The sequence below is a fragment of the Mesorhizobium sp. B2-4-3 genome (genome assembly GCF_006442815.1).
In the GTDB taxonomy this organism is placed as follows: Bacteria; Pseudomonadota; Alphaproteobacteria; order Rhizobiales; family Rhizobiaceae; genus Mesorhizobium.
In genome coordinates, this window is record NZ_VFVL01000002.1 from 227,214 (window position 1) to 246,973 (window position 19,760).

General features: G+C 64.9%; 21 protein-coding genes. 6 read left to right on the forward strand and 15 right to left on the reverse strand.

The features are described 5' to 3' along the window. Positions 1-48: 48 nt before the first annotated feature. Genes FJ956_RS03370 through flhA form a run of 3 tightly spaced genes read right to left on the reverse strand, consistent with a single transcriptional unit; the run spans position 49 to position 3,274 of the window. Entirely contained in the window at positions 49-435 is a 387-nt protein-coding gene (locus FJ956_RS03370; RefSeq protein ID WP_140673777.1) for a hypothetical protein, read from the reverse strand. 2 nt (positions 436-437) lie between these two features. Next, positions 438-1,190 (reverse strand): flagellar biosynthetic protein FliR, encoded by a 753-nt coding sequence (fliR, locus tag FJ956_RS03375; RefSeq protein WP_140673779.1) that lies wholly within the window; start codon positions 1,188-1,190, stop codon positions 438-440. Continuing rightward, the gene (flhA, locus tag FJ956_RS03380) at positions 1,187-3,274 is read right to left on the reverse strand and encodes a flagellar biosynthesis protein FlhA (protein WP_140673781.1); all 2,088 of its coding nucleotides are present in this window, start codon (positions 3,272-3,274) and stop codon (positions 1,187-1,189) included. The genes fliR and flhA overlap by 4 nt, the downstream gene beginning before the upstream one ends. A 124-nt stretch (positions 3,275-3,398) precedes the next feature. Between flhA and FJ956_RS03385 the strand changes: the two genes are divergently transcribed. Continuing rightward, entirely contained in the window at positions 3,399-3,698 is a 300-nt protein-coding gene (locus FJ956_RS03385) for a putative quinol monooxygenase (protein WP_140673783.1), read from the forward strand. A 12-nt stretch (positions 3,699-3,710) separates the two neighbouring features. Here FJ956_RS03385 and FJ956_RS03390 read toward each other — a convergent pair whose 3' ends face one another. Continuing rightward, the gene (locus FJ956_RS03390) at positions 3,711-4,184 is read right to left on the reverse strand and encodes a MarR family transcriptional regulator (RefSeq protein ID WP_140673785.1); all 474 of its coding nucleotides are present in this window, start codon (positions 4,182-4,184) and stop codon (positions 3,711-3,713) included. A gap of 62 nt (positions 4,185-4,246) precedes the next feature. Between FJ956_RS03390 and FJ956_RS03395 the strand changes: the two genes are divergently transcribed. From FJ956_RS03395 to FJ956_RS03415, 5 genes are all read left to right on the forward strand, one after another. Continuing rightward, positions 4,247-4,975: an NAD(P)-dependent oxidoreductase gene (locus FJ956_RS03395; RefSeq protein WP_140673788.1), complete on the forward strand. Its 729-nt coding sequence runs from the start codon at positions 4,247-4,249 to the stop codon at positions 4,973-4,975. A gap of 12 nt (positions 4,976-4,987) precedes the next feature. Then, positions 4,988-5,494: a cupin domain-containing protein gene (locus tag FJ956_RS03400; RefSeq protein WP_140673790.1), complete on the forward strand. Its 507-nt coding sequence runs from the start codon at positions 4,988-4,990 to the stop codon at positions 5,492-5,494. A 239-nt stretch (positions 5,495-5,733) separates the two neighbouring features. Next, complete coding sequence (locus FJ956_RS03405; protein ID WP_140673792.1) at positions 5,734-7,515, forward strand: chloride channel protein; 1,782 nt, start codon at positions 5,734-5,736, stop codon at positions 7,513-7,515. Positions 7,516-7,566: 51 nt separating this feature from the next. Next, positions 7,567-8,952, forward strand: a complete 1,386-nt coding sequence (locus FJ956_RS03410; RefSeq protein WP_140673794.1) for an FAD-binding oxidoreductase — start codon at positions 7,567-7,569, stop codon at positions 8,950-8,952. A gap of 68 nt (positions 8,953-9,020) precedes the next feature. Beyond that, the gene (locus FJ956_RS03415) at positions 9,021-9,389 is read left to right on the forward strand and encodes a cupin domain-containing protein (protein ID WP_140673796.1); all 369 of its coding nucleotides are present in this window, start codon (positions 9,021-9,023) and stop codon (positions 9,387-9,389) included. Between the two features lie 117 nt (positions 9,390-9,506). On the opposite strand, the gene FJ956_RS03420 is transcribed toward FJ956_RS03415, so the two are convergent. From FJ956_RS03420 to FJ956_RS03470, 11 genes are all read right to left on the reverse strand, one after another. Next, on the reverse strand, positions 9,507-11,150 hold the full coding sequence (locus FJ956_RS03420; protein WP_140673798.1) for an MFS transporter: 1,644 nt from the start codon (positions 11,148-11,150) through the stop codon (positions 9,507-9,509). Between the two features lie 225 nt (positions 11,151-11,375). After that, on the reverse strand, positions 11,376-11,642 hold the full coding sequence (fliQ, locus tag FJ956_RS03425; protein WP_140673800.1) for a flagellar biosynthesis protein FliQ: 267 nt from the start codon (positions 11,640-11,642) through the stop codon (positions 11,376-11,378). Between the two features lie 126 nt (positions 11,643-11,768). Next, complete coding sequence (gene flgD / locus FJ956_RS03430; RefSeq protein WP_140673802.1) at positions 11,769-12,176, reverse strand: flagellar hook assembly protein FlgD; 408 nt, start codon at positions 12,174-12,176, stop codon at positions 11,769-11,771. Position 12,177: 1 nt separating this feature from the next. Continuing rightward, positions 12,178-12,615, reverse strand: coding sequence for a flagellar biosynthesis repressor FlbT (flbT, locus tag FJ956_RS03435; RefSeq protein WP_140673804.1), 438 nt, complete (start codon positions 12,613-12,615; stop codon positions 12,178-12,180). Then, positions 12,612-12,959 carry a flagellar biosynthesis regulator FlaF gene (gene flaF, locus FJ956_RS03440; RefSeq protein WP_140673806.1) on the reverse strand — a complete coding sequence of 116 codons (348 nt, stop codon included), beginning with the start codon at positions 12,957-12,959 and terminating at the stop codon, positions 12,612-12,614. Before flaF ends, flbT begins: the two co-directional genes overlap by 4 nt. Positions 12,960-12,990: 31 nt before the next feature. Continuing rightward, on the reverse strand, positions 12,991-14,040 hold the full coding sequence (locus FJ956_RS03445) for a flagellar hook-associated family protein (protein WP_140673808.1): 1,050 nt from the start codon (positions 14,038-14,040) through the stop codon (positions 12,991-12,993). Between the two features lie 3 nt (positions 14,041-14,043). Then, positions 14,044-15,495 carry a flagellar hook-associated protein FlgK gene (flgK, locus tag FJ956_RS03450; RefSeq protein WP_140673810.1) on the reverse strand — a complete coding sequence of 484 codons (1,452 nt, stop codon included), beginning with the start codon at positions 15,493-15,495 and terminating at the stop codon, positions 14,044-14,046. 30 nt (positions 15,496-15,525) lie between these two features. Beyond that, positions 15,526-16,779 (reverse strand): flagellar hook protein FlgE, encoded by a 1,254-nt coding sequence (locus FJ956_RS03455; RefSeq protein ID WP_140673812.1) that lies wholly within the window; start codon positions 16,777-16,779, stop codon positions 15,526-15,528. A gap of 214 nt (positions 16,780-16,993) precedes the next feature. Beyond that, on the reverse strand, positions 16,994-17,662 hold the full coding sequence (locus tag FJ956_RS03460) for a response regulator transcription factor (protein ID WP_140673814.1): 669 nt from the start codon (positions 17,660-17,662) through the stop codon (positions 16,994-16,996). Between the two features lie 222 nt (positions 17,663-17,884). After that, positions 17,885-18,454 (reverse strand): lytic transglycosylase domain-containing protein, encoded by a 570-nt coding sequence (locus tag FJ956_RS03465; protein WP_246671986.1) that lies wholly within the window; start codon positions 18,452-18,454, stop codon positions 17,885-17,887. Further along, entirely contained in the window at positions 18,405-19,616 is a 1,212-nt protein-coding gene (locus tag FJ956_RS03470) for a flagellar hook-length control protein FliK (RefSeq protein WP_181170100.1), read from the reverse strand. The genes FJ956_RS03465 and FJ956_RS03470 overlap by 50 nt, the downstream gene beginning before the upstream one ends. Positions 19,617-19,760: the final 144 nt, after the last annotated feature.

Genomic DNA, 19,760 nt, shown 5'->3' on the forward strand with positions numbered 1-19,760 from the left:
TGTCAGTTGCACAATGACTCAAGAAGCTTGTGGCAGGCTTGCGGGAGGTCAGCCTTCGTCCATTCGCTTCTGCATGATCAGATCGAGGCGTTCGCGGTCGGAGCGCTCGCGCTCGTCGCGGCGGCGCACGTCCTTGTAGGCGCGCTCGACCATGTTGGTGCGCGCCGTCGCGGTGGCGATCAGCGCGGCTTCCTGGCGGGCGTCTTCCAGGTTCTTTTTCTGGCGCTCGAGCGCGACGGTGATGCGGCGATGATAGATTTCCGGAAAGAGAGCGGCCAGCGAAGCGTCGGTGTCGAAATGCTCGATCAGGTCCCTGGCCTCCGCTTCGGCCTTGACGGCGGCGGCGAGGAAGCCGGCATGGCGGGTCTCGTGCAGGACTTTCAACTGCTCCTGCACCTTGACCAGTTTCTTCAGGCGGTCCTTTCGCATGGTCATGGCTATCTCGCCAGCGTGAGGTCGACGAAGCCGTCGACGAATAGCGACAGCAAGGTGCCGACGGCGAAATAGAAGATGATCATGCCGCCGGCGATGACGAAGGGCAGCGAGATGAAATAGACCGGGATCTGCGGCGTCAGCTTGTTGACGAAGCCGATCGTCAGGTTGACCAGGATGGCATAGGCGACGAAAGGGCTGCCCAGCCGAATGACCAGGAAGAAGGCGTCCGACACGGTGTCGGTGACGTCGACCAGCGCCGCCTGCGGATTGAAGAACACGTTGACCGGAGCGACCGTGTAGGAGGCGACGAGCGCCTTGACGATCTCGTGGTCGAAGTCGAAGACGAAGAGCAAAAGCAGCGCCGAGAACGAGATGATGGCGGCGAGCGCCGCCTGCGGTTCCGGCTCTTCGATCGCCGGTCCGCCCGAACCGCCATAGCCGATCATCATGGCGATGGCCGAGCCCATGAAGCGCAGCGCCTCCATGTAGAGCCTGGTCATGGCGCCGATCAGGCCGCCGACCAGCAGCTCGGAGACGATCATGGGCGCCAGGACCTGCGGGCGCGGATCGACGAATGGGTAGATGCGGTCCCACAGGAAAGCGAGCAGGCCACCGGTGGCGGCGAGCGAAACGAACAGCCTGATCTGCAGCGGCACGCGGGCGCTCGACAGGCCAGGCATCAGCATGAAGCAGGCGCCGATGCGGCAGAAGGCGAGGAAGGCGGCGATGACGACGCCTTGCGAGAGCGCGTTCACGAGATGGTCCCGAGCACCTTGATCTCGACGCCCTTGGCGATCTCGACATGGCTCAGCACCGGCAGCGTCGTGAACAGCCGCTCGATGATCATGCGCACATAGGGACGGGCGTCGGGCGCGGTGACGAGCACGAAGCGCTCGCCGGCCTCGAGATGCTTGCGGATCGCCTTGGTGGCGTCCTGGCCGAATTCTTCGAGCTGACGCGGATCGATGTCGAATTCACGCACCTCGCCCTTGGCGTCGCGCTTGAGGCTCTGATGGAAGGCGAGGTCCCAGCGGTTGCCGAGGCGCAGCACCTTGAGCGTGCCGCCTTCGGAGAGGTCGCCGCAGATCTGCTGCGCCATGCGGATGCGCACATGCTCGACGATCTGCTCGGTACGGCGCACATGCGGCGCGATCTCGGCGATCGCCTCGATGATCAGATGCAGGTTGCGGATCGAGACGCGCTCGGCGAGCAGCAGCTTCAGCACCGCCTGCAGGCCGGGATAGGAGATGTGCGAGGTGCATATCTCGTCGGCGAGCTTGCGGTATTCGGGGTCGAGCCGTTCCAAGAGCGCCTTCATGTCCTTGTAGGACAGAAGCTGCGGCAGATTGTTGCGGATCACCTCGGAGAGATGCGTGAGCAGCACCGACATGTTGTCGGCAAAGGTGAAGTTCTCGCGTCTCAGATCCTCGGCGAAGGTTTCGAGCACGGAATAGGCGCGCATGCCGAAGGCCGGCTCGCGGATTTCCTCGCCGGGGATCTCCGGCACGCCGCGCGTGCCGAGCAGCACCATGATCTCGCCGACGCGCATCTGGTATTCGGCGACCACAGTGCCGTGCACCTTGATCTGATAGCTCTTCGGCGGGATGGCGAAGTCGTCGGCAACACGCACCTCCGGCACCACGAAGCCATATTGCTGGGCGAATTTCTTGCGCATCTTCGACATGCGGAACACCAGTTCCTGATGCGCCACCATCAGCCTGGTCGAAAGCTGCTTGCCGATCAGAAGCTCGATCTCGGCGGTGACCAGCGAGGCCTTGACCGAGTTCTTCTCCTCCTCGACCTTGTTAGCCTTCTCTTGCGTCTTCAAGGCTTCGGCGGCGGCGCGCTCGCGGCTCTGGCGCAGCGGGATGATGTAGCCGAGGCCGGCCATGCCGCCGGCAAGCGCGAAGAAGGGGAACAGCGGCAGGCCGGGCATCAGGCCGAGGATGACCAGCAACGAGGCCGCGACGTAGAGCGCGCGCGGATGCGCGCCGAGCTGACCGAACACCGCCTGGTTGGTCGAGCCGCGCGTGCCACCCTTGGAGACGAGCATGCCGGCGGCGAGCGAGACGATGAGCGCCGGGATCTGGGTGACGAGGCCGTCGCCGACCGACAGCTTGATGAAGACGTCGGCCGCCTGGCCAAGACCCATGCCGTGGCGCAGATAGCCGATGGCGATGCCGCCGACGATGTTGATGGCAGTGATGATCAGGCCGGCGATGGCGTCGCCGCGCACGAATTTCGAGGCACCGTCCATCGAGCCGAAGAATGAGGATTCCTCCTCCAACTCGCGGCGGCGCAGCTGCGCCGTCTTATCGTCGATCATGCCGGCGGAAAGGTCGGCGTCGATCGACATCTGCTTGCCGGGGATGGCGTCGAGGGTGAAACGCGCGCCGACTTCGGCGATACGGGTCGCGCCCTTGGTGATGACGATGAAGTTCACCACGATCAGGATCATGAAGACGATGAGGCCGATGACGAAGTCGCTCGACATCACCAGCTTGGAGAAGCCCGAGATGACGTAGCCGGCGGCATGCGTGCCCTCGTTGCCGTGCGACAGGATCATGCGGGTGGTGGCGATGTTGAGCGATAGGCGTAGCATGGTGGCGATCAGCAGCACGGTAGGGAAGGACGAGAAGTCGAGCGGCCGCTGGATCCACAGCGCCACCATCAGGATCAGCACCGAAAGCGCGATCGAGAAAGCGAGGCCGATATCGATAAGGAAGGCCGGGATCGGCAGGAACAGCACCGCCAGGATGAAGACGATGCCCAGCGCGAAGAAGATATCGCGGCCGTTCTTGACCGCCAGGCCGGACGGAAGTGTTTCGCTGATCGCCATGTCGTCCTCAAATCCAGGCCGCCCGCCACGCACAGGGCAGGCCCTTGACCGTAGCCCTCCAAGCTTGCGCGAAGGTGGGAGAGCGGTTAGGGGACCTTGCCACGGTCTTGCGAAGGGAAGGCAGATGCTCCTGATCATCGGCACGATCCGGCTGCCCGCCGATAGGCTCGAACAGGCAAGGCCGGTGATGCAAAGAATGATCTCGTCGAGCCGTGCCGAACCGGGCTGCCTCGGCTATTCCTACGCGCAGGACGTGCTGGATGCCGGGCTCATCCATGTCTCGGAGGCCTGGAGCGACCGTGCCGCGCTCGAAGCGCATTTCAAATCGGCGCATATCGCCGAATGGCGCGCGAGCTGGACCGAGCTCGGCATCGGCGACCGCAAGCTCACGCTTTACGAAACGGACGGCGGCGCGCCGACCTGATCGTCAGAGCATTTACGGCTGTGCCGCATCCGCGGTCGCGACGGCGACCAGCCAGCGCCGCACGGCGCGCTCCTCCTCGGCGGAGAGGCCGGCGGTGAGCTCGCCCTCCAATTTATAAACCCGCTCACGGCATTTCTTCAGCAAGGCGCGGCCGCTGTCCGAAAGGTCGAGATGCTGGATGCGGCCGTGGACGGCATGGGGCCGGCGGAGGAGGGAACCGGCCTTTTCCAGATTGCCGACGATCACGCTCACCGTCTGCGGCGTCAGCACCGCCAACCGGGCCAGATCGGCATTGGATAGGCCGGGATAGGCCGAAACCATGGTGAGCGCCGCGAATTGCGCCTGTGTCACGCCGAATTCATCCAGCGCCCGCTCCACCTTCAGGCGGTAGGCGCCAGCCGCCTGGCGCAGCAGATAGCCCAGATAGCCTTGCTCGCCGCGCTTGCCTTCGCCTGCGGACGGAATGGATGGATTCCCCTTGCGCATGATATCATAGCTCTTATATGGTGTTCGTATTCTGATATTATCGCGTCAAGGAGCGAAAGACGATGGGCCATCGCATTTTTCTTGCGGGCGCCTCGGGCGCGATCGGCCGCCGGTTGGTGCCGCAGCTGGTGGCGGCCGGGCATGAGGTGACGGCGACGACGCGTCAGGCGGCAAAAGTAGAAGATATTCGAGCGCTCGGCGCCGATCCGTTGGTGGTTGATGTGTTCGATGCGCACGGGTTGCGCGCGGCTGTCTTGGCGGCAAAGCCGGAGATCGTCATCCACCAGCTCACGGACCTCCCAGCTGGGCTCGATCCATCGAAAATGGCCGAGGCAATCGCTCGGAACGCCCGCATCCGCGATGAAGGAACCCGCAACCTCGTCGAGGCGGCGAAGGCTGCCGGTGCGAAGCGGCTGATCGCGCAAAGCATCGCCTGGGTCTATGCTCCGGGTGCAGAGCCGCATGCCGAGAGCGACGCGCTGGACAGCGGTGCGGAAGGCGGCCGGGCCGTCAGCGTCGGCGGCGTCATTGCACTGGAGAAGCATGTGCTCGACGCCTCGCTGATCACTGGCATCGTGCTGCGCTACGGTCATCTCTACGGGCCAGGCACCGGCGCGGCAGCCGCCGCGGACCCGGCGGTGCATGTCGATGCCGCCGCCAACGCGGCTCTGCTTGCCGTCGAGCGGGGAACGCAGGGCGCCTTCAACGTCGCGGAGCCGAACGGCCATATCACGACCGACAAGGCCGTCGCCGAACTCGGCTGGCGCGCCGGCTTTCGCCTGGCCGGGTGAAGGGGTGCCGTCATGACCGTAGACGTTTCTTCCCGAAGCCTGGCGCTGCTCGGCGCTGCCGCGATCTCTGCCGGACTGCTCGGCACTGTGGTCCACAACAACAGGGCAGTCACCGGTCTTGGCGCTATGGACTCGCATGTCCACATGATGGGGGCTGATGCCGGGGAGGGGGCGATGGCGCGTCCGACCACCACGGTGAAGCCGCTCTCCTGCGAAAAGCTGCCGAATGTGCCTGGGCATTCGATCACCACGGCGCTGGTCGAGTTTCCGCCCAATGCCTACACGCCGCGACATCGCCATCCCGGTTCCGTCACGGCCTTCGTCATCAAGGGAGCGCTGCGTTCGCAGATGGAAGGCGGACCGGCTGTTACTTACACTCAAGGCCAGACCTGGTTCGAAGCGCCAGGCGCGATCCATTCTTTCGCCGAGAACGCCAGCGCCACCGAGCCGGCGGAGCTGCTGGCGATCTTCGTCGCGGAGGACGACTGCGGCCCGCTGACCATTCCGTTACCGAACTAAATCTATCGCCTTTATCGCGGCGGAAAGCGTTTCCTAGAGCGCAACGCGCTTTAGGTCTTTGCTTGATGCATGTCGTCGTCCCAGAACCGCTGCACACTTCTGGGGGACATGCATTAACGCTAATTCGCGCAACGCCAAAATGGCGCCACATGCGGTCGGCATTGCGGTTGCCACGCAAGGCCGCCGCGCGTATCAGGCACGGCAGTTGTTTATCTTTCGCATACCGGCGAGCCGTTCCGTTGCCTGCCAGAAACGACCCACAAGTCTATGCCCGCCGGCTTCGCGCGGTGCTGATCCGTTCGATCCCCGTGCTCGAGGCGCGCGGCATTGCGATCGTGCTGATGGCCGGCATGGTCGGCGCCATCGCGGGCGCGCTGGTCACCGGCATGAGCGTGTTGGTGCAAGGCATGCATTGGCTGCTGTTCGACGTGCAGCCGGGCGGCCGCCTTTCGGCAATGTTCTCGCTCGCCGACCCGGTGCAGGCAATGTTCCCGGCGATCGGCGGCCTGCTGCTCGGCCTTTCCGTCATCTGGCTCAGAAAGCGCAAGTTCCGCACCCCGGTCGACCCGATCGAGGCCAACGCGCTCTATGGCGGGCGCATGTCGCTCACCGACACTTTCATCATCGTGGCGCAGACGATGATCTCCAGCGGCTTCGGCGCCTCGGTGGGATTGGAAGCCGGCTATACGCAGATCGGCTCCGGCGTAGCTTCCCGGCTTGCGCGCGCGTTCCGGCTGCGCCGCAATGACGTCCGCATCCTGGTCGGCTGCGGTGCCGCCGGTGCGATTGCCGCCGCCTTCGACGCGCCGCTGACCGGAGCCTTCTACGGTTTCGAGCTGGTCATCGGCATCTACTCCGTCGTCAATGTGGCGCCGGTGATGACGGCGGCGATCGCCGCCTCGCTGACGGCGGAAATGTTCGGTGGCGTGCCGTTCCCGCTAGAACTGTCAGGTCTGCCGAATCTGACCGCCAGCGAGTATGTGCCGTTCCTACTGCTCGGACTGCTCGGCGGGGCAGCCTCGATCGCCATCATGCATCTGGTGAGCATCGTCGAGCGTCTCTTCGTGCGGCTCTCGATCGACGCGTCGGTCAGGCCGTTCATCGGCGGCATCTTCGTCGGCCTGCTCGGGCTGGTCACGCCGCAGGTGCTCTCCAGCGGCCACGGCGCGCTGCATCGCGAGTTCGCCATGAATTATGCGCTGCCGGTGGTGGCGAGCGTCTTCGTGATGAAGCTGGCGGCCTCCGCCATCTCGCTCGGCTCGGGCTTCCGCGGCGGCCTGTTCTTCGCTTCGCTGTTCCTGGGAGCGCTGCTCGGCAAGGTCTTCGCCGGCGTCATGGCGCTGACCGCGCCGTCCGTCGGCATCGACCCGGCGATCGCCGCCGTCGTCGGCATGACCTCGCTCGCGGTCGGCGTCGTCGGCGGTCCATTGACGATGACGTTCCTGGCGCTGGAATCGACCCGCGACCTGACGCTCACCGGCGTGGTGCTGGCGGCCTCGATCATGTCGGCGATCCTGGTGCGCGAGACCTTCGGCTACTCCTTCTCGACCTGGCGTTTCCATCTGCGCGGCGAGACGATCCGCAGCGCCCACGACGTCGGCTGGATGCGCAGCCTCACCGTCGGCTCGATGATGCGCAAGGACGTCCGCACCATTCCCGCCTCGACCACGCTCGCCGAATTCCGCAAGGAGACCCCGCTCGGCTCAGGCCAGCGCGTCATCGCCGTCGAGCAGGCCGACCAGTATGTCGGCATGCTGCTGGTGCCGGAGCTGCACAGCGATCCCTCCGATGGCGAGACGCCGGTGAGCGCGCTCGCCCAGTTCAAGGATGCGGTGCTGGTGCCGTCGATGAATGTCCAGACCGCCGCCGAGACCTTCCAGCGCACCGGGGCCGAAGAACTGGCGGTGGTCGAGGACTTCGACGAGCGCATCGTGCTTGGCCTGCTCACCGAGAGCCATCTGATGCGCCGCTACGCCGAAGAACTCGACAAGGCGCGCCGCGACCTGGCCGGCGAGGGCTAACCCGATCGACAGCCGGCCAATTAAACGCTCACAATTCCTGGAAGCCATCCCATGCAAGTCAAGCGCAACGGCGACATCTCGTTCTGGTATGCAGATCTGGGTCACATCCCGGCGCCGAGACCGCCTTTGCCCGGCGACATCGAGGCCGATGTCGCGATCGTCGGCGCGGGCTATACCGGGCTTTGGACAGCCTACTATCTGAAAAAAGCGAAGCCGTCGCTGCGCATCGTGCTCGTCGAGCGCGAGTTTGCCGGCTTCGGCGCCTCGGGGCGCAATGGCGGCTGGCTGTCGGGCGGCTTTGGCTGGTCGCGCGAGAAATATCTGAAGACGTCGACCCGGCAAGGCGTCACCGCCATGCAGAAGGCAATGGCCGGCTGCGTCGACGAGGTGATCCGGGTGGCGACGGAAGAAGGCATCGACGCCGACATCCGTCGCGTCGACAATCTGACGGTCGCCACCAATCCGGCGCAGCTGGAGCGCGTGCGCGAGGAGTTCGAGACGATCCGCTCCTGGGATGCCGACCCCGAACGCATCGAACTGCTGGACCAGGCTGCGACCCGTGCGCGCATCAACATCCACAATGTGCTCGGCGGCTTCGTCATCCACGGCCAGGCGCGCGTGCAGCCGGCCAAGCTGGTGCGCGGGCTGGCGGCGGCGGTCGAGAGTCTCGGTGTTTCGATCTACGAAAAGACGACGGTGACGACAATCGCCAAGGGCGTGGTGACAACGGACCGGGGCGCGGTGCGGGCCGAAACCGTCATCCGCGCCACGGAAGGGTTCACGGCCGGCATTCCTGGAGAGGAGCGGACCTGGCTGGCGCTCAACAGCGCGCAGATCGTCACCGAGCCGCTGTCGGAAGAGTTCTGGCGCAAGATCGGCTGGGAGGGGCACGAGCTGCTCGGCAATGCCGCGCATGCCTATTGCTATGCCCAGCGCACGCGCGAGGGGCGCATCACCATGGGCGGGCGCGGCGTGCCTTACCGCTACGGCTCGCGCACCGACGTCAACGGGCAGACGCAGCAGGCGACGATCGACCAGCTGCACGCGATCCTGACCACGCTGCTGCCGCAGACAGCCGGATGCCGCATCGATCATGCCTGGTGCGGCGTGCTCGGCGTGCCGCGCGACTGGTGCACGACGGTCGGCCTCGATCCCGCGACACGCATCGGTTGGGCTGGCGGCTATGTCGGGCTCGGTGTGTCGAGCTCCAACCTGTCGGGGCGCACGCTGAGCGATCTCGTGCTCGGCGAGAGCACCGAACTCACGCGGCTGCCCTGGGTCAACCGCAAGGTGCGGCCATGGGAGCCGGAACCGTTCCGTTGGCTGGGCGTCCATTCGATGTACCAGCTCTACCGCGTCGCCGATAACCGCGAAGCTGCCGGGCTCAGTCACACTTCGAAACTGGCCGCTCTCGCCGACAGCATCACCGGCCATTAGCGGTTCGCAAAGCCGCTCCAACCGTTTCGCTCTCGCGCAGTTCCAGACCGCCGGAATTGCCCTGATCCATGGAGACCAGCTTGATCGATCTCTCGACTTTCCACGACCTCGCCAGGGCCGATATCGGGGCTTTTTCACCGAAGCCGACCTCTTTCGAAGGGGATCAGCTGGAGGCCGCGCGGTCGTTCTTCCAATCGCCGGACGGGACCGTCGACATCGGCATCTGGGAATGCACGCCCGGACGGTTCACCGCCGATCGCACGACCTCGTCGGAGATCTGCCACATCATCTCCGGCCGCGCCGAGGTGAGCCGCGCCGATGGCGAGATGCGCGAGCTCGGGCCGGGCGACCTTCTCGTCCTGCCGCAGGGATGGAAGGGCGAGTGGCGCATCCACGAGACCACCCGCAAGCTCTACATGATCCAGAGCGCCGATTGATCCCTGACCCTTCGGCGCACGTCGTTTGCCGGAAGCGGGCTTCGGACGACATGCCGTCAACTCTTTGTTTTTACGCAATTCCGGACGGAAAACCGCTCACACTTTTCCTGGAATTGCTTAGTGATCGATCGGGCCTTTCGGCGAGACGAGCGTCGTGCCTGCGGTGGTCGGGCGCTCGATCATGCGGCGCACGCGCGGCGGGTTCTCGCCGCTGTGCAGCGCGCGGATGCGTTCGCCGACCACGGCGTCGGCATGGGTGGCGCGCCGGTTGTGGCGGATATACTCGACCCAGGTCGGCGTGTGGTAGTGCTCGATCCAGATGCCCGGATTTTCGAGGTCGCGGGCCAAGGTCCAGTTGCGGGCGCCGTCACGGCGGCGGATACGGCCGCGCTCGGCCATGGTCGCCAGGAATTCCGGCACGTCGTCCTCGCGGATGACGTACTCGATCATGATGGCGATGGGGCCGCTGCGCGGCTTGAGATCGAGCGCCAGCATCGGCTCCTTGAAACGGTTGAGCGGATCGAGGTTGAGCAGCGTCTGCCGCGGCAGCGGCAGGGCGAAGCCGATGGCGCCGCCGGCGAGCATCGCGACCGCTGCCGCGATCAGCGCGGTCTCGGCGCCATGCGCGTCGGCGACGACACCCCAGATCCAGCTGCCCAGCGCGATGCCGCCAAAGGTCGCCGTCTGGTAGATCGACAGCACGCGGCCGACCACCCAGCGCGGCGTCGACATCTGCACCGTGACGTTGAAATGCGAGAGCGCGATCACCCAGCAGGCGCCGCCGATGAGCAGGCCCGCCGACGTCTGCCAGCCGTTGTGGCTGACGGCGGCGTTGAAGGCGCAGAGCGCGAAGCCGCAAAAGGCCATGCGAACCATCACCTCGCTCGACAGCAGCTGCCTGAGCCGCACGCTGATCAGCGCGCCGCCGACCGCGCCGATGCCGAAGGCGCCGAGCATGATGCCATAGGTCAGCGCGTCGCCCTTGACGACGTCGCGCGCCACCAGGGGAAGAAGCGCCAGCACCGCGCCGGCGCTGAAGCCGAAGGCCGAGCCGCGGACCAGCACCTTGGCGATGTTGGGCGACATGGCGACGTAGCGCAGGCCGGCGCCCATCGCCGCGCCCAGCGACTCGCGCGGCAGGGTTTGCTCCGGCAGCGCCGGCTTCCAGCGGGCGAGCACGACGATCAGGCCGATATAGCTGACGGCGTTGGCTGCGAAGGCGGCCGCCGCGCCCGCGGCGGCGACGATCACGCCGCCGATCGCCGGGCCGACGCTGCGGGTAATGTTGAAACCCAGCGAATTGAGCGCGACCGCCGCCGGCACCTTGGCGCGCGGCACCATGTCGCCGACCGAGGCCTGCCATGACGGGCTGTTCAGCGCCGTGCCGCTGTCGATCAGGAAGGTGAAGGCAAGCAGCGTCCAGGGCGTCATCCAGCCTTGCCAGGTGAACAAGGTCAGCAACGCCGAGACGACCAGCATGAAGGTCTGTGCCACCAGCATCACCTTGCGGCGGTTGAAGCTGTCGGCGATGGCGCCGGCAACGAGCGCGAACAGCATGATCGGCAAGGTGGTCGAGGCCTGGACCAGCGCCACCTGGTAGGGCGAGGTGGCGATCGTGGTCATCATCCAGGCGGCGCCGACACCCTGGATCAGGCCGCCGAAATTCGACACAAGGCTGGCCGACCAGACGGCGCGGAAGATGCCGTGCCGGAACGGCGCCAGCGCGGAGACGCGTTCGCTTTCCGGCTCGTCGTCGATCATGGTGCGCCTTCGTCCGCTGTAGAGGCTCGCCGCACCTTAAGGGGCGGGCGACTCGCCAAAGAGTGCGTCCCAACAATAGGATGGCAAAGGCGAAAATGCGTCGGCGAAGCTTTAAACCAAGCATCTGGCCGGTCTGGACCAAAATTTCGCTATTTCGCGCCTTCAACCTCGGCCAGGTCTATCATCGCGCTGCTCATGCGAAGCCCGAGCGCATGCCACGAAGCTTCAGAAGCCGTGTTCGATGCGCTCGAAGATGACGTTGGTGAAGGCCGAGATCTGGCTGCCGATGAACGGGCCGGTCAGCGCCACCACGAGCATGATGGCGACGATCTTCGGCACGAAGGTGAGCGTGATTTCCTGGATCTGGGTCAGCGCCTGGATGAGCGCGATGCCGATGCCGACGACCATCGCCACCAGCACCACGGGGGCGGAAGCGGTAAGCACCGTCCACACGGCGAACTGGACGATATCGAGGGCGTCGGCCTCGTTCATCGGCTGTCCCTCATGCGAAGCCGGCTAAAGCAGGTCGCGTGAAAAAGGTTTCACGCGACCTGCTTTAGCTTTTTTGATTTTAAGCAGTCTTTGTCCCGAAACCGGACCCACTTTCGCGAGACCTGCTCAGGCGGCCGGCTTGATCGACACGCCCGCGCCGACCGGGACCTGGGTGCCGTCCTGCAGCACGGCGATAAGGCCGCTGCTGGAGAGCGTCACCGAAGCCACCGTGCCGGTCGTCTTGCCGTCGGCCGAGGTGATCGAGCGGCCGATCAGCGCGTCGGCCTGCGACAAGGCCGAGGACTGCATGATCTGGTCGAGCTTGGTGTTGGTCTGCACCGACTGCTCGACCTGGGAGAAGGTGGCGAGCTGCGCGACATATTGCGTGGAATCCATCGGCTTGGTCGGATCCTGCTTCTTCATCTCGGCGATCAGGAGCTTCAGGAACGATTGGTAGTCCACGGCCGTCTTCGAGGTCTGCTGGCTGGCCTGGTTGGCGCCAACCGGGATCGTTGTCGTCATGTCCACGGCCATCTTATGCTCCTACAGCCAATGCGCGCGGCGTTTCGGGAATGTCGTCATGGTCTTCGAGCGCCCTGCGCTCGAGCGGATAGAGGGTGCGGATCGCTTTCAGCGCCTCATAGATATCATCCTCGCCGACCATCCGGTCGATCTGCTTCAGGCCCTTGCAGATGTCCTGGTTGTCGAAGCTTGCGATCAGCATCGGCAGCGAGCGGCGGAACATGTCGCGCGCCTCGGAGGCGCCGACCGGGTTGATCAGCATGATCTGCACGATGAAATAAAGCTGCCTGAGCGGCGTCGACGCCTGGTCGGCCTGGATGACATGGCTTTCGAGCAGGAACTGCACGTCGTTCATCAGCTCGATGGTGACCTTGCGATCGACGCGGATGACCGCGCCGTTGACATAGATCTTCTCGTTGGGCTTCAGCGAGATCTTCAGCGTGTTGGTCATTGGATGCCGTCTCGGATGATCTGGGAGACCTCGATCAATCCTTCGAAATTGTTGGTGCGGCCCTGGCGGATGTCTTCCGTCTCGCGCAGCAGCCACAGGCCGATGGAGATCAGGTTGGCGCGCAGCTCCTTGGGCAGGGCGTTGTCGCTGGAGCCGAGATCCTGGACGAAGGTGGTCCAGACGCGGTTGGTGAAGTGCAGCGCCTCGACCGCTTCCATCGACTCGGTGCCGACGGCTGCCGCCGCGGCCAGCATGTCGATCGAACGAGTGAGCAATTGCCGCTCCCGGTCCTTGGCGTCGGCGACGGAGTCGGTCTGGATGTCGGCGTAGGAGAATTGATACATCGTCGGCGCTCTGGCGTTCCGGTTTATGTGTTCAAGTCAGATAGTTCAGCAGGCTGAGCTGCTGCAGACGCGCGGTCAAGGCGAAGGAGGTCTCGATATGCTGCGTCAGGTCGGCGACGCGGGTGGCGGCTTCGGCCGGATCGACGCCTTCGAGGTCGACGATATGCTTCTCGAAGAGGTCGACCTGGGTCTTCATGCGGTCGCTGGCGTCGGACACGCGCTGCTGCGCGAGGCCCGTTTCGGCCCGCACCTGGGTGATGCCGCCGATGGCTTCGCCGACCAGCGCCTGCGCGCGGTCGACGACCACGTTCTGGGCGGCCTCGCTGATGCTGCCGGTAAGCAGGCCGCTGGCCATGGCGGCCGCCATGGCGAGCTTGCGGATGCCCTGTTCGTTGGCGCTGACTGAGGTCTGGGTGGTTTCGTTGAGCGAGATGCGGCTGGTGATCTGATCGTCGGTGGCGCTCGACCAGTTGGCCTGCCAGCCGGCGCCCAGGAATTGCGGCTCGACCTTGGTGGTGATGAAATCGTCCATCTGCGCGGCGGTGATGTTGGCCGCCGCCGGGTCGGTCTGGGCAAAGCCGAAATAGCTCGAAAAGGCGGCATCGAAGGCGGCTTTGGCCGGCGAGCCGGCGGCGTTGAAATCGTCGATCGGCTTGACGTCGGTGTTGGTGCCGGCAAACAGATATTCGCCGTTGACACTGGTATTCAGGATACCCGTCATCTGCTGCAGCGCCGAGGCGCCGGCGGTCTGCAGGATGCTGGTCGAGGAGTCGCCCGACACGCCGCTGGTCAGGGCCGACAGGAAGCTCTGCGCGGCACCGGCGATCTGGCCGAGCGAATTCTGGGTCGATGTCAGGCGCGCGGTGACGAGCGCGTTGGAATCGACGATGCCGTTCAGCCGGTCGAGATCGCGCTGGAAGGTGACGGCCTGGGTCGTGCGGCTGCCAAGCGCCAGGCCGACATCGGCGACGGCGCCGGTCTGCGATTCCCTGGTCGCCTTGACGAGGTCGGCCTGCATCTTGGCCTGCTGGTAACGCAGGGCGTTGGAGATGGCAGCTGAGGAAACGCCAGTCGCTTTCATGGATTATCCTACCGCGGCCATCAGGGAGTCCAGCATGTCGCTGACCGTCTTCATCATATGCGCCGAGGCCTGATAGGTGTGCTCGAGGTCGAGGAGCAGGGACATCTCCTGGTCTACATTGACCCCGGTGTCGTTGGACAGCGCCTCGGCCGTGCGCGCCGCCAGCGCCTGCTTACTGTCGGCATTGGTCGAGGCCTGCTGGCGCACGCCTTCGAACCAGCCGATGGCATTGGCCGCGTAGTCGGAGACGCCCGAGCTGACGGTGATGCCGGCCGAGCTGTCGAAGGCCATCGGCTGATCGAGCTTGTTGCCGTAGCTGATCAGCAGGTCCGAATAGGATGCGCCGCCGGTGTTGACGACATAGGCCGCGCCGTTGGCGCCGCCGTCGCGCAACAGCGCGGGATTGCCGCCGGCACTCGGATCGAAGGCGGCGTTGACGCTGATCGATCCGGCGAGGCCGTCGACCAGGGTGCCGGCGGCCGGAATTGCCGGGGCGCCCGACCATGTGAACAGGCCCGCAGCATTGGGCTGCGACGAAGAGGTTTCGGCAAATGCCGTGACAAGGCCGCGCGCGATCTCGTCGAGCTGGCTCTGCATGGTCGAGGCGACGCCGTCGCGCAGCTTCAAGAGGCCCGCAATCTTGCCGTCGGCGGTGGTGGTGTCGCCGGTGCCGGCCGAGACCGGCACGTTGTCGATGTAGATCGTGTTGCCGGACGTGCCGGCCGAGTAGCCGGCCGACGGCGTGAAGGTCACCGAGCGCGGCACGGTCTCGAACAGCGTCGTGCCGTCCTTGGTGGTGATGACCATGTCGTTGTCGCCGCGCGTGAAGGTAGAGACCGGAACGTATTCCGATATCTTCTTCAGGATCGCGTCGCGCTGGTCGAGCGGGTCGGACACGTCGGTGCCCGAGCGGGTGCCCGAGATGACGGCCTTGTTGGCGTCCTGGAACTGGCTGAGCAGCGAGTTGAGATCGTCGACGGCGGTAGAGATCTGGCTGTCCGCCTGGGTGCGGAAATCCTGGATCGCCTGGGTGCCGCTGTTCAGCGAGTTCACCACTTGCTTGGCGGCGTCGACGACGCTGGTGCCGAGGTTCTGGTTCGACGGCGTGGTGGCGTAGAGCTGCAGGGCTTTCTGCAGGTTGGCGATCGCGGTGGAGGGGGACGACGCATTGTCGACCCCGTTGACCGACAGATCGAGCTGATCCATGCCGTTGTAAAGCGCGCTCTGGCCGCTCCATGCCGACAGCGCCGAAAGGTTCTGGCGAAACAGGAGATCGTTCGCGGTGCGCTGGATTTCCACCACCCTGGCGCCGGGCGCAGTGCTGGTCACCACGGCGATGCGGCGGGTATAGTCAGGGTTCGACGCATCGGCCACATTGCGCGATACGACGCTGGTCTGCTTGGACGTGGCCAGGAGCGCCGACTGGGCAATGCTTAGTGCGGAGGAAAGCGACATGCTGATCTTTCACGGGCGGGCGCCCGTCGTTTATCTCTTCAGGTTGACGAGGACGTCCATCAGGTCCGAACCGGTCTGGAAGACCTTGGAATTGGCGGTGTAGCTGCGCTGCGCCGCAATCATGTTGGTCAGTTCCTCGGCGATATCGACGTTGGAGTTCTCAAGCGCCCCGGAGACGATGGAGCCGAGCTTGCCTTCATTGGCAAAGCCGATGTGGACGGCGCCGGAGTCGGTGCTCTGCACATAGACGTTGCCGGGCATTGCGGTGAGGTTGTCGGGGCTCTGAACGTCAGCCAGCGGGATCTTGTAAAGCGCTTTGGTCGAGCCGTCCTCGAACTGCGCGTAGATAATGCCGTCCTGGCCGATCTGGACCTTCTGGATGGAGCTCGGCGCGTTGCCGTTGACCTTGGCGTCGGCAACGGTGAAGCCCGTGCCGAGCTGCGTCAGCTGGGAGAGATCGAGGTCCAGCGTCGAGCCGCCCGGTACCGTGAACGAGACGCTGTCCGTCGCGCCGGTAAGCTTGCCAGTCGTGGTGTCGAAGGTGAGGTTGGCCGATCCCAGCGCGCCGCCCGTATAGGGGAAAGAGGTGCCCGCGGTCGCCTTCGACTGGTCGAAGACCGAGACCTGCCAGGTGCCGGCGCCGGTGTTGGTGAAGTAGACGTCGAGCAGCTTCTTGTTGCCGAGATTGTCATAGGCAACCAGCGAGGTTTTCGACGTGTATTCGGCGGTCGCGCTATTGCTGGACGGCAACGGGCCAGAGGGCGGCGTCGCGCCCGCCGGCAGATTGCCGGAGAACAGGCCCTCGGTGCTCGGCGTCGCCGTCATTTGCTGGTCGGAGATCTGCACCGGCACGAGGCCTTCGAAGCCGTTGGCGGTCGCGGCCGGATCGCCATTGGCGTAGCTGTAGGCCATGAGCTGGTAACCCGCGGCATTGACCAACCGGCCCTGCGCGTCCGGAACGAAGGAGCCGGCGCGGGTGAGATAGGGCGTGCCGCCGGCGTCCTGCACCACAAAGAAGCCGTCGCCGTTAACGGCAAGGTCGGACACCGAGGTGGTGTAGGTCATGACGCCTTGCGTGCCGACGGCCGAGCGGATCGTGGTGGTCACGCCACCGGAATTATAGGCGCCCCCGGTGCCGGGCATGATCAATGTCGAGAACTCGGCCGAAGAGCGCTTGTAGCCGGTGGTGTCCGAGTTGGCGATGTTGTCGGCCACCGCGGAGAGGCGGTTGGCCTGCGCGTTCATACCGGAAACGCCGGTCCGCATCATTCCGTAGAGGCTCATCGATCGATCTCCGCAGTGCCTGGGTAGCAGGCCATAAAATTATGCCTCGTGTCTTGCGCGAGGCTGGCGCGGGATGGGCCTAGGCCGTGATGGTGCTTCGTTGAATCGCCGTCACGGTCCAACTCTTTGTTGGAGCATGATCTTTGTCCGAAAACCGGTTCCCACTTTTTGCTTTCGCTGACCTTCGGTTCGGGATCATGCTCCAGGGCGGCCATCAAAACACCAGCCGGTAGCCGAGGAACCTCTTGGAATCGATGGGATCGTGACCGAGCTTCTCGCGCAGCTTCTTGCGCAGCTTCGAGATGTGACTCTCCACCACGTTCTCCTCGACCTCCTCGTCGAAGATGCCGTAGATGGCGTTGAAGACCTGGGTCTTGGTCACGCGTCGGCCGCGGTTGCTGGCCAGATATTCCAGGATGCGCCGCTCGCGCCGCGGCAGCGGCAGCGGCTCGCCGTTGATCTCCGGATCGCGGCCGTCCATGAAGATGCGCATCGACCCGACTTCGGTATAGGCGGCCTCTTCGGAGCCGCGGCGGCGGATGGCGGTGATGCGGGCGAGAATCTCACGGATATGCACCGGCTTGCGGACGACGTCGTCGACGCCGCTTTCGAACAGCCGCAGCGTGTGTTCGAGCGAGTGATGTTCGCTGAGCGCGATCACCGGCGCGCCGGTGCGGTCGCGGATCTGGCGCGGCGATATCGCACCTTCGCGGCAGTCGCCGATGAGAAAGGCCCTGACGGATCTGAGATCGGTGTCTGCGGCGGAACTCACCCACTCGCCGAATTCGCCTGGCGCGAAGCCGGCAGTGGCCACCCCCTCGCGATCGAAAAGTGAAGAGTAGCCCTCTGTCACGAGCTCTCGCTCGTCAACGATCACGATCATCGGCCCGCCCTCCGAATCATTTCACTTGCCCCGTGCGGAAAGGGGTACCCGGCTCGACGAATCCTGAAAAACCATCATTTCTTGTAGCTATTTTCTTGGGAGTTTTTTTGGGAGCCGTAATAAAAGCGGTTACGCAGGTGTATTTGCCCCCACTTTTGGTAGGCGAATATTGGCGTCGGCGCACAGGCCGACGAAGCCCGATCGGCGTTGAAGACTTAGCAACTATTGATTGCAGAATGTGCTGGCATTCGGCGTCCATTTGCCGAAGCCGGTGGCGACCATGTTGGCGATGACGCGGCAGACATAGACCTTCTGCGCCGGGTCGTTGTCGGGACCGGCATGGTAGCGGGCGACGGCCATCGACCAGGTCATATGCCGAGCATGCAGGCTCGCCAGGAAACGCGCCGCGTAGTCGACGTTCTGATGCGGGTCGAGCATGTCCTCGACGCTGCGGAAATGATCGCCGTGATAGCGATGGTTGATCTGCATGCAGCCGAGATCGATCAGCGTCTTGCCCTCGCGACGCGCGTCCTCGAATGCGGCGAGCGCCTCGCCGCGACTGCGAGGGAACACGGCTTTTCCTTCTATATTCAAAGCATTAGGCTGAAGGCTGCCCTTCTTTCCGGTCTCGGTGAGGCCGACGGCGTAGAGGATCCCGGCAGGCACACCGTAGCGATCGGCGGCGCGCAGGATCTCCGGCTCGCAGGGATTGGCGGCGGCGCTGGCCGTGCCGGCAGCGAAACTAGATATACATATCGTCGTCAGCGCGCTCGCGAAGAGGCGAAGCGGCACGACCGAATTCCTGTGCGCCATTGCCATCGTTCCTTCCCGGTTGCCGGCCGCCGCCCGCGCCGTTGCCGCCCGAGTTCCCAGGCTGGAACGAAGGCTGGTCGCGGCCTGTCGACATCGGCATGGCCCCGGTTGCGTCGGTACGGCTGGCCGCATGCGCTGCTATCGAGGGTTGCAGGATGGTGACCTTGTCGACATCGAAGCCGAGGCTGCGCATGGACTTGACTATGGCGTCGCTGTCGGCGGTGAGGCGGCGGTATGCCTCGTGTGTCTCGGGCTTCATCTCAATCGAAAGTTGCTCCCCCGAGAGCCGCAGGCTGGCGATAACCGATCCAAGCTCCGAAGGGTGGAGCTCGATCTTCAGAACATGTGTCGGAACGGCAACAGAATTGGTCGTCTGGGAGCCTGCCGAGGCGCTTGCAAAGGCCTGCTGAACACCATTGTCGGAGGCAAGCCCTTCAACCAGCGCCGATGCCGTCTGGCCGATCGGGTTTTGCGCCGGCGCAGGGAAGCTCTGCTGGCTGACGACTTCCATGCGTGCGGCGGAAGAAGACGGCTTGGCCGGTGTCTGCTGCGTGGTCGATAGCGATTGCTGCGAGGCCTTGGAGGCGGAAGCCGGCCGCCAGCCATGCGGCGGCACCGGGTTGTCGGCCGCCGGCTCATCCCCTTGCACCGGCAAGATTTTGGTATCGCTGCGGCCCGGCATATCGACAGCCATTTGCGCCTTCACCGGCTTCTGCCCAAAATCGGGCCCGGAATCTTCCGCCGCCGTCGAACGAGCGGATCGCGACCGCGGCTCTACGGAATCGTCGACCACCGCGCGCTTGCCTGGGCGCAGCCGCAATTCCAACGATGCTCCGTCGCTCGCGGCCTCTTCACCGTCGGCGGAACCCTTTCCGCCCGTGCCCGACGATTGCGCGAAATGTTTCATGTCGCTCAGCGCCATCAGCAACGGCAGGCGATCCTGCAGCGGCGCGGACTCGTCGGTTTGCGCCGTGGAATCTTTGTCCGCCGTCGGCTTCGCCTGATCGGCCTGGGCGGTGGTCTTCCCGGACTTTCCCGTGGCTGCCTTCTGCGAGCCGGTCTTCCCCTCCTGAGGGCCCTGGTCCGGCTCCTGCTTGCCGGTATTGGCTGGTGAGCGCCTTGCCGGATGCGCGTCCGGCATCACCGGTCCGGTCGCGTGCTTGTCCTGCGGCCGATCGGTCTTCTCGGGCCCATGCACCAGGTCGCCGAAATTCCGATCCTTGTCCTCGCCGCCGGTCGAGTGCTGCCGGGGCTGGCTCGAAGCAAAGCCCGGCAGGGTCTGGTT

Bases quoted from the DNA above. Each gene is read 5' to 3' on its own strand.
- FJ956_RS03410 (WP_140673794.1), top strand. From the start codon at position 7,567: ATGCAAGTCAAGCGCAACGGCGACATCTCGTTCTGGTATGCAGATCTG.
- flaF (WP_140673806.1), bottom strand. From the start codon at position 12,959: ATGTATCAATTCTCCTACGCCGACATCCAGACCGACTCCGTCGCCGAC.
- fliQ (WP_140673800.1), bottom strand. From the start codon at position 11,642: ATGAACGAGGCCGACGCCCTCGATATCGTCCAGTTCGCCGTGTGGACG.
- FJ956_RS03470 (WP_181170100.1), bottom strand. From the start codon at position 19,616: ATGCCGGACGCGCATCCGGCAAGGCGCTCACCAGCCAATACCGGCAAG.
- FJ956_RS03460 (WP_140673814.1), bottom strand. From the start codon at position 17,662: ATGATCGTGATCGTTGACGAGCGAGAGCTCGTGACAGAGGGCTACTCT.
- FJ956_RS03395 (WP_140673788.1), top strand. From the start codon at position 4,247: ATGGGCCATCGCATTTTTCTTGCGGGCGCCTCGGGCGCGATCGGCCGC.
- flgK (WP_140673810.1), bottom strand. From the start codon at position 15,495: ATGTCGCTTTCCTCCGCACTAAGCATTGCCCAGTCGGCGCTCCTGGCC.
- FJ956_RS03415 (WP_140673796.1), top strand. From the start codon at position 9,021: ATGGAGACCAGCTTGATCGATCTCTCGACTTTCCACGACCTCGCCAGG.
- FJ956_RS03385 (WP_140673783.1), top strand. From the start codon at position 3,399: ATGCTCCTGATCATCGGCACGATCCGGCTGCCCGCCGATAGGCTCGAA.
- flhA (WP_140673781.1), bottom strand. From the start codon at position 3,274: ATGGCGATCAGCGAAACACTTCCGTCCGGCCTGGCGGTCAAGAACGGC.
- FJ956_RS03455 (WP_140673812.1), bottom strand. From the start codon at position 16,779: ATGAGCCTCTACGGAATGATGCGGACCGGCGTTTCCGGTATGAACGCG.
- FJ956_RS03400 (WP_140673790.1), top strand. From the start codon at position 4,988: ATGACCGTAGACGTTTCTTCCCGAAGCCTGGCGCTGCTCGGCGCTGCC.
- flgD (WP_140673802.1), bottom strand. From the start codon at position 12,176: ATGGCCGTGGACATGACGACAACGATCCCGGTTGGCGCCAACCAGGCC.
- FJ956_RS03420 (WP_140673798.1), bottom strand. From the start codon at position 11,150: ATGATCGACGACGAGCCGGAAAGCGAACGCGTCTCCGCGCTGGCGCCG.
- flbT (WP_140673804.1), bottom strand. From the start codon at position 12,615: ATGACCAACACGCTGAAGATCTCGCTGAAGCCCAACGAGAAGATCTAT.
- FJ956_RS03370 (WP_140673777.1), bottom strand. From the start codon at position 435: ATGACCATGCGAAAGGACCGCCTGAAGAAACTGGTCAAGGTGCAGGAG.
- FJ956_RS03390 (WP_140673785.1), bottom strand. From the start codon at position 4,184: ATGCGCAAGGGGAATCCATCCATTCCGTCCGCAGGCGAAGGCAAGCGC.
- FJ956_RS03445 (WP_140673808.1), bottom strand. From the start codon at position 14,040: ATGAAAGCGACTGGCGTTTCCTCAGCTGCCATCTCCAACGCCCTGCGT.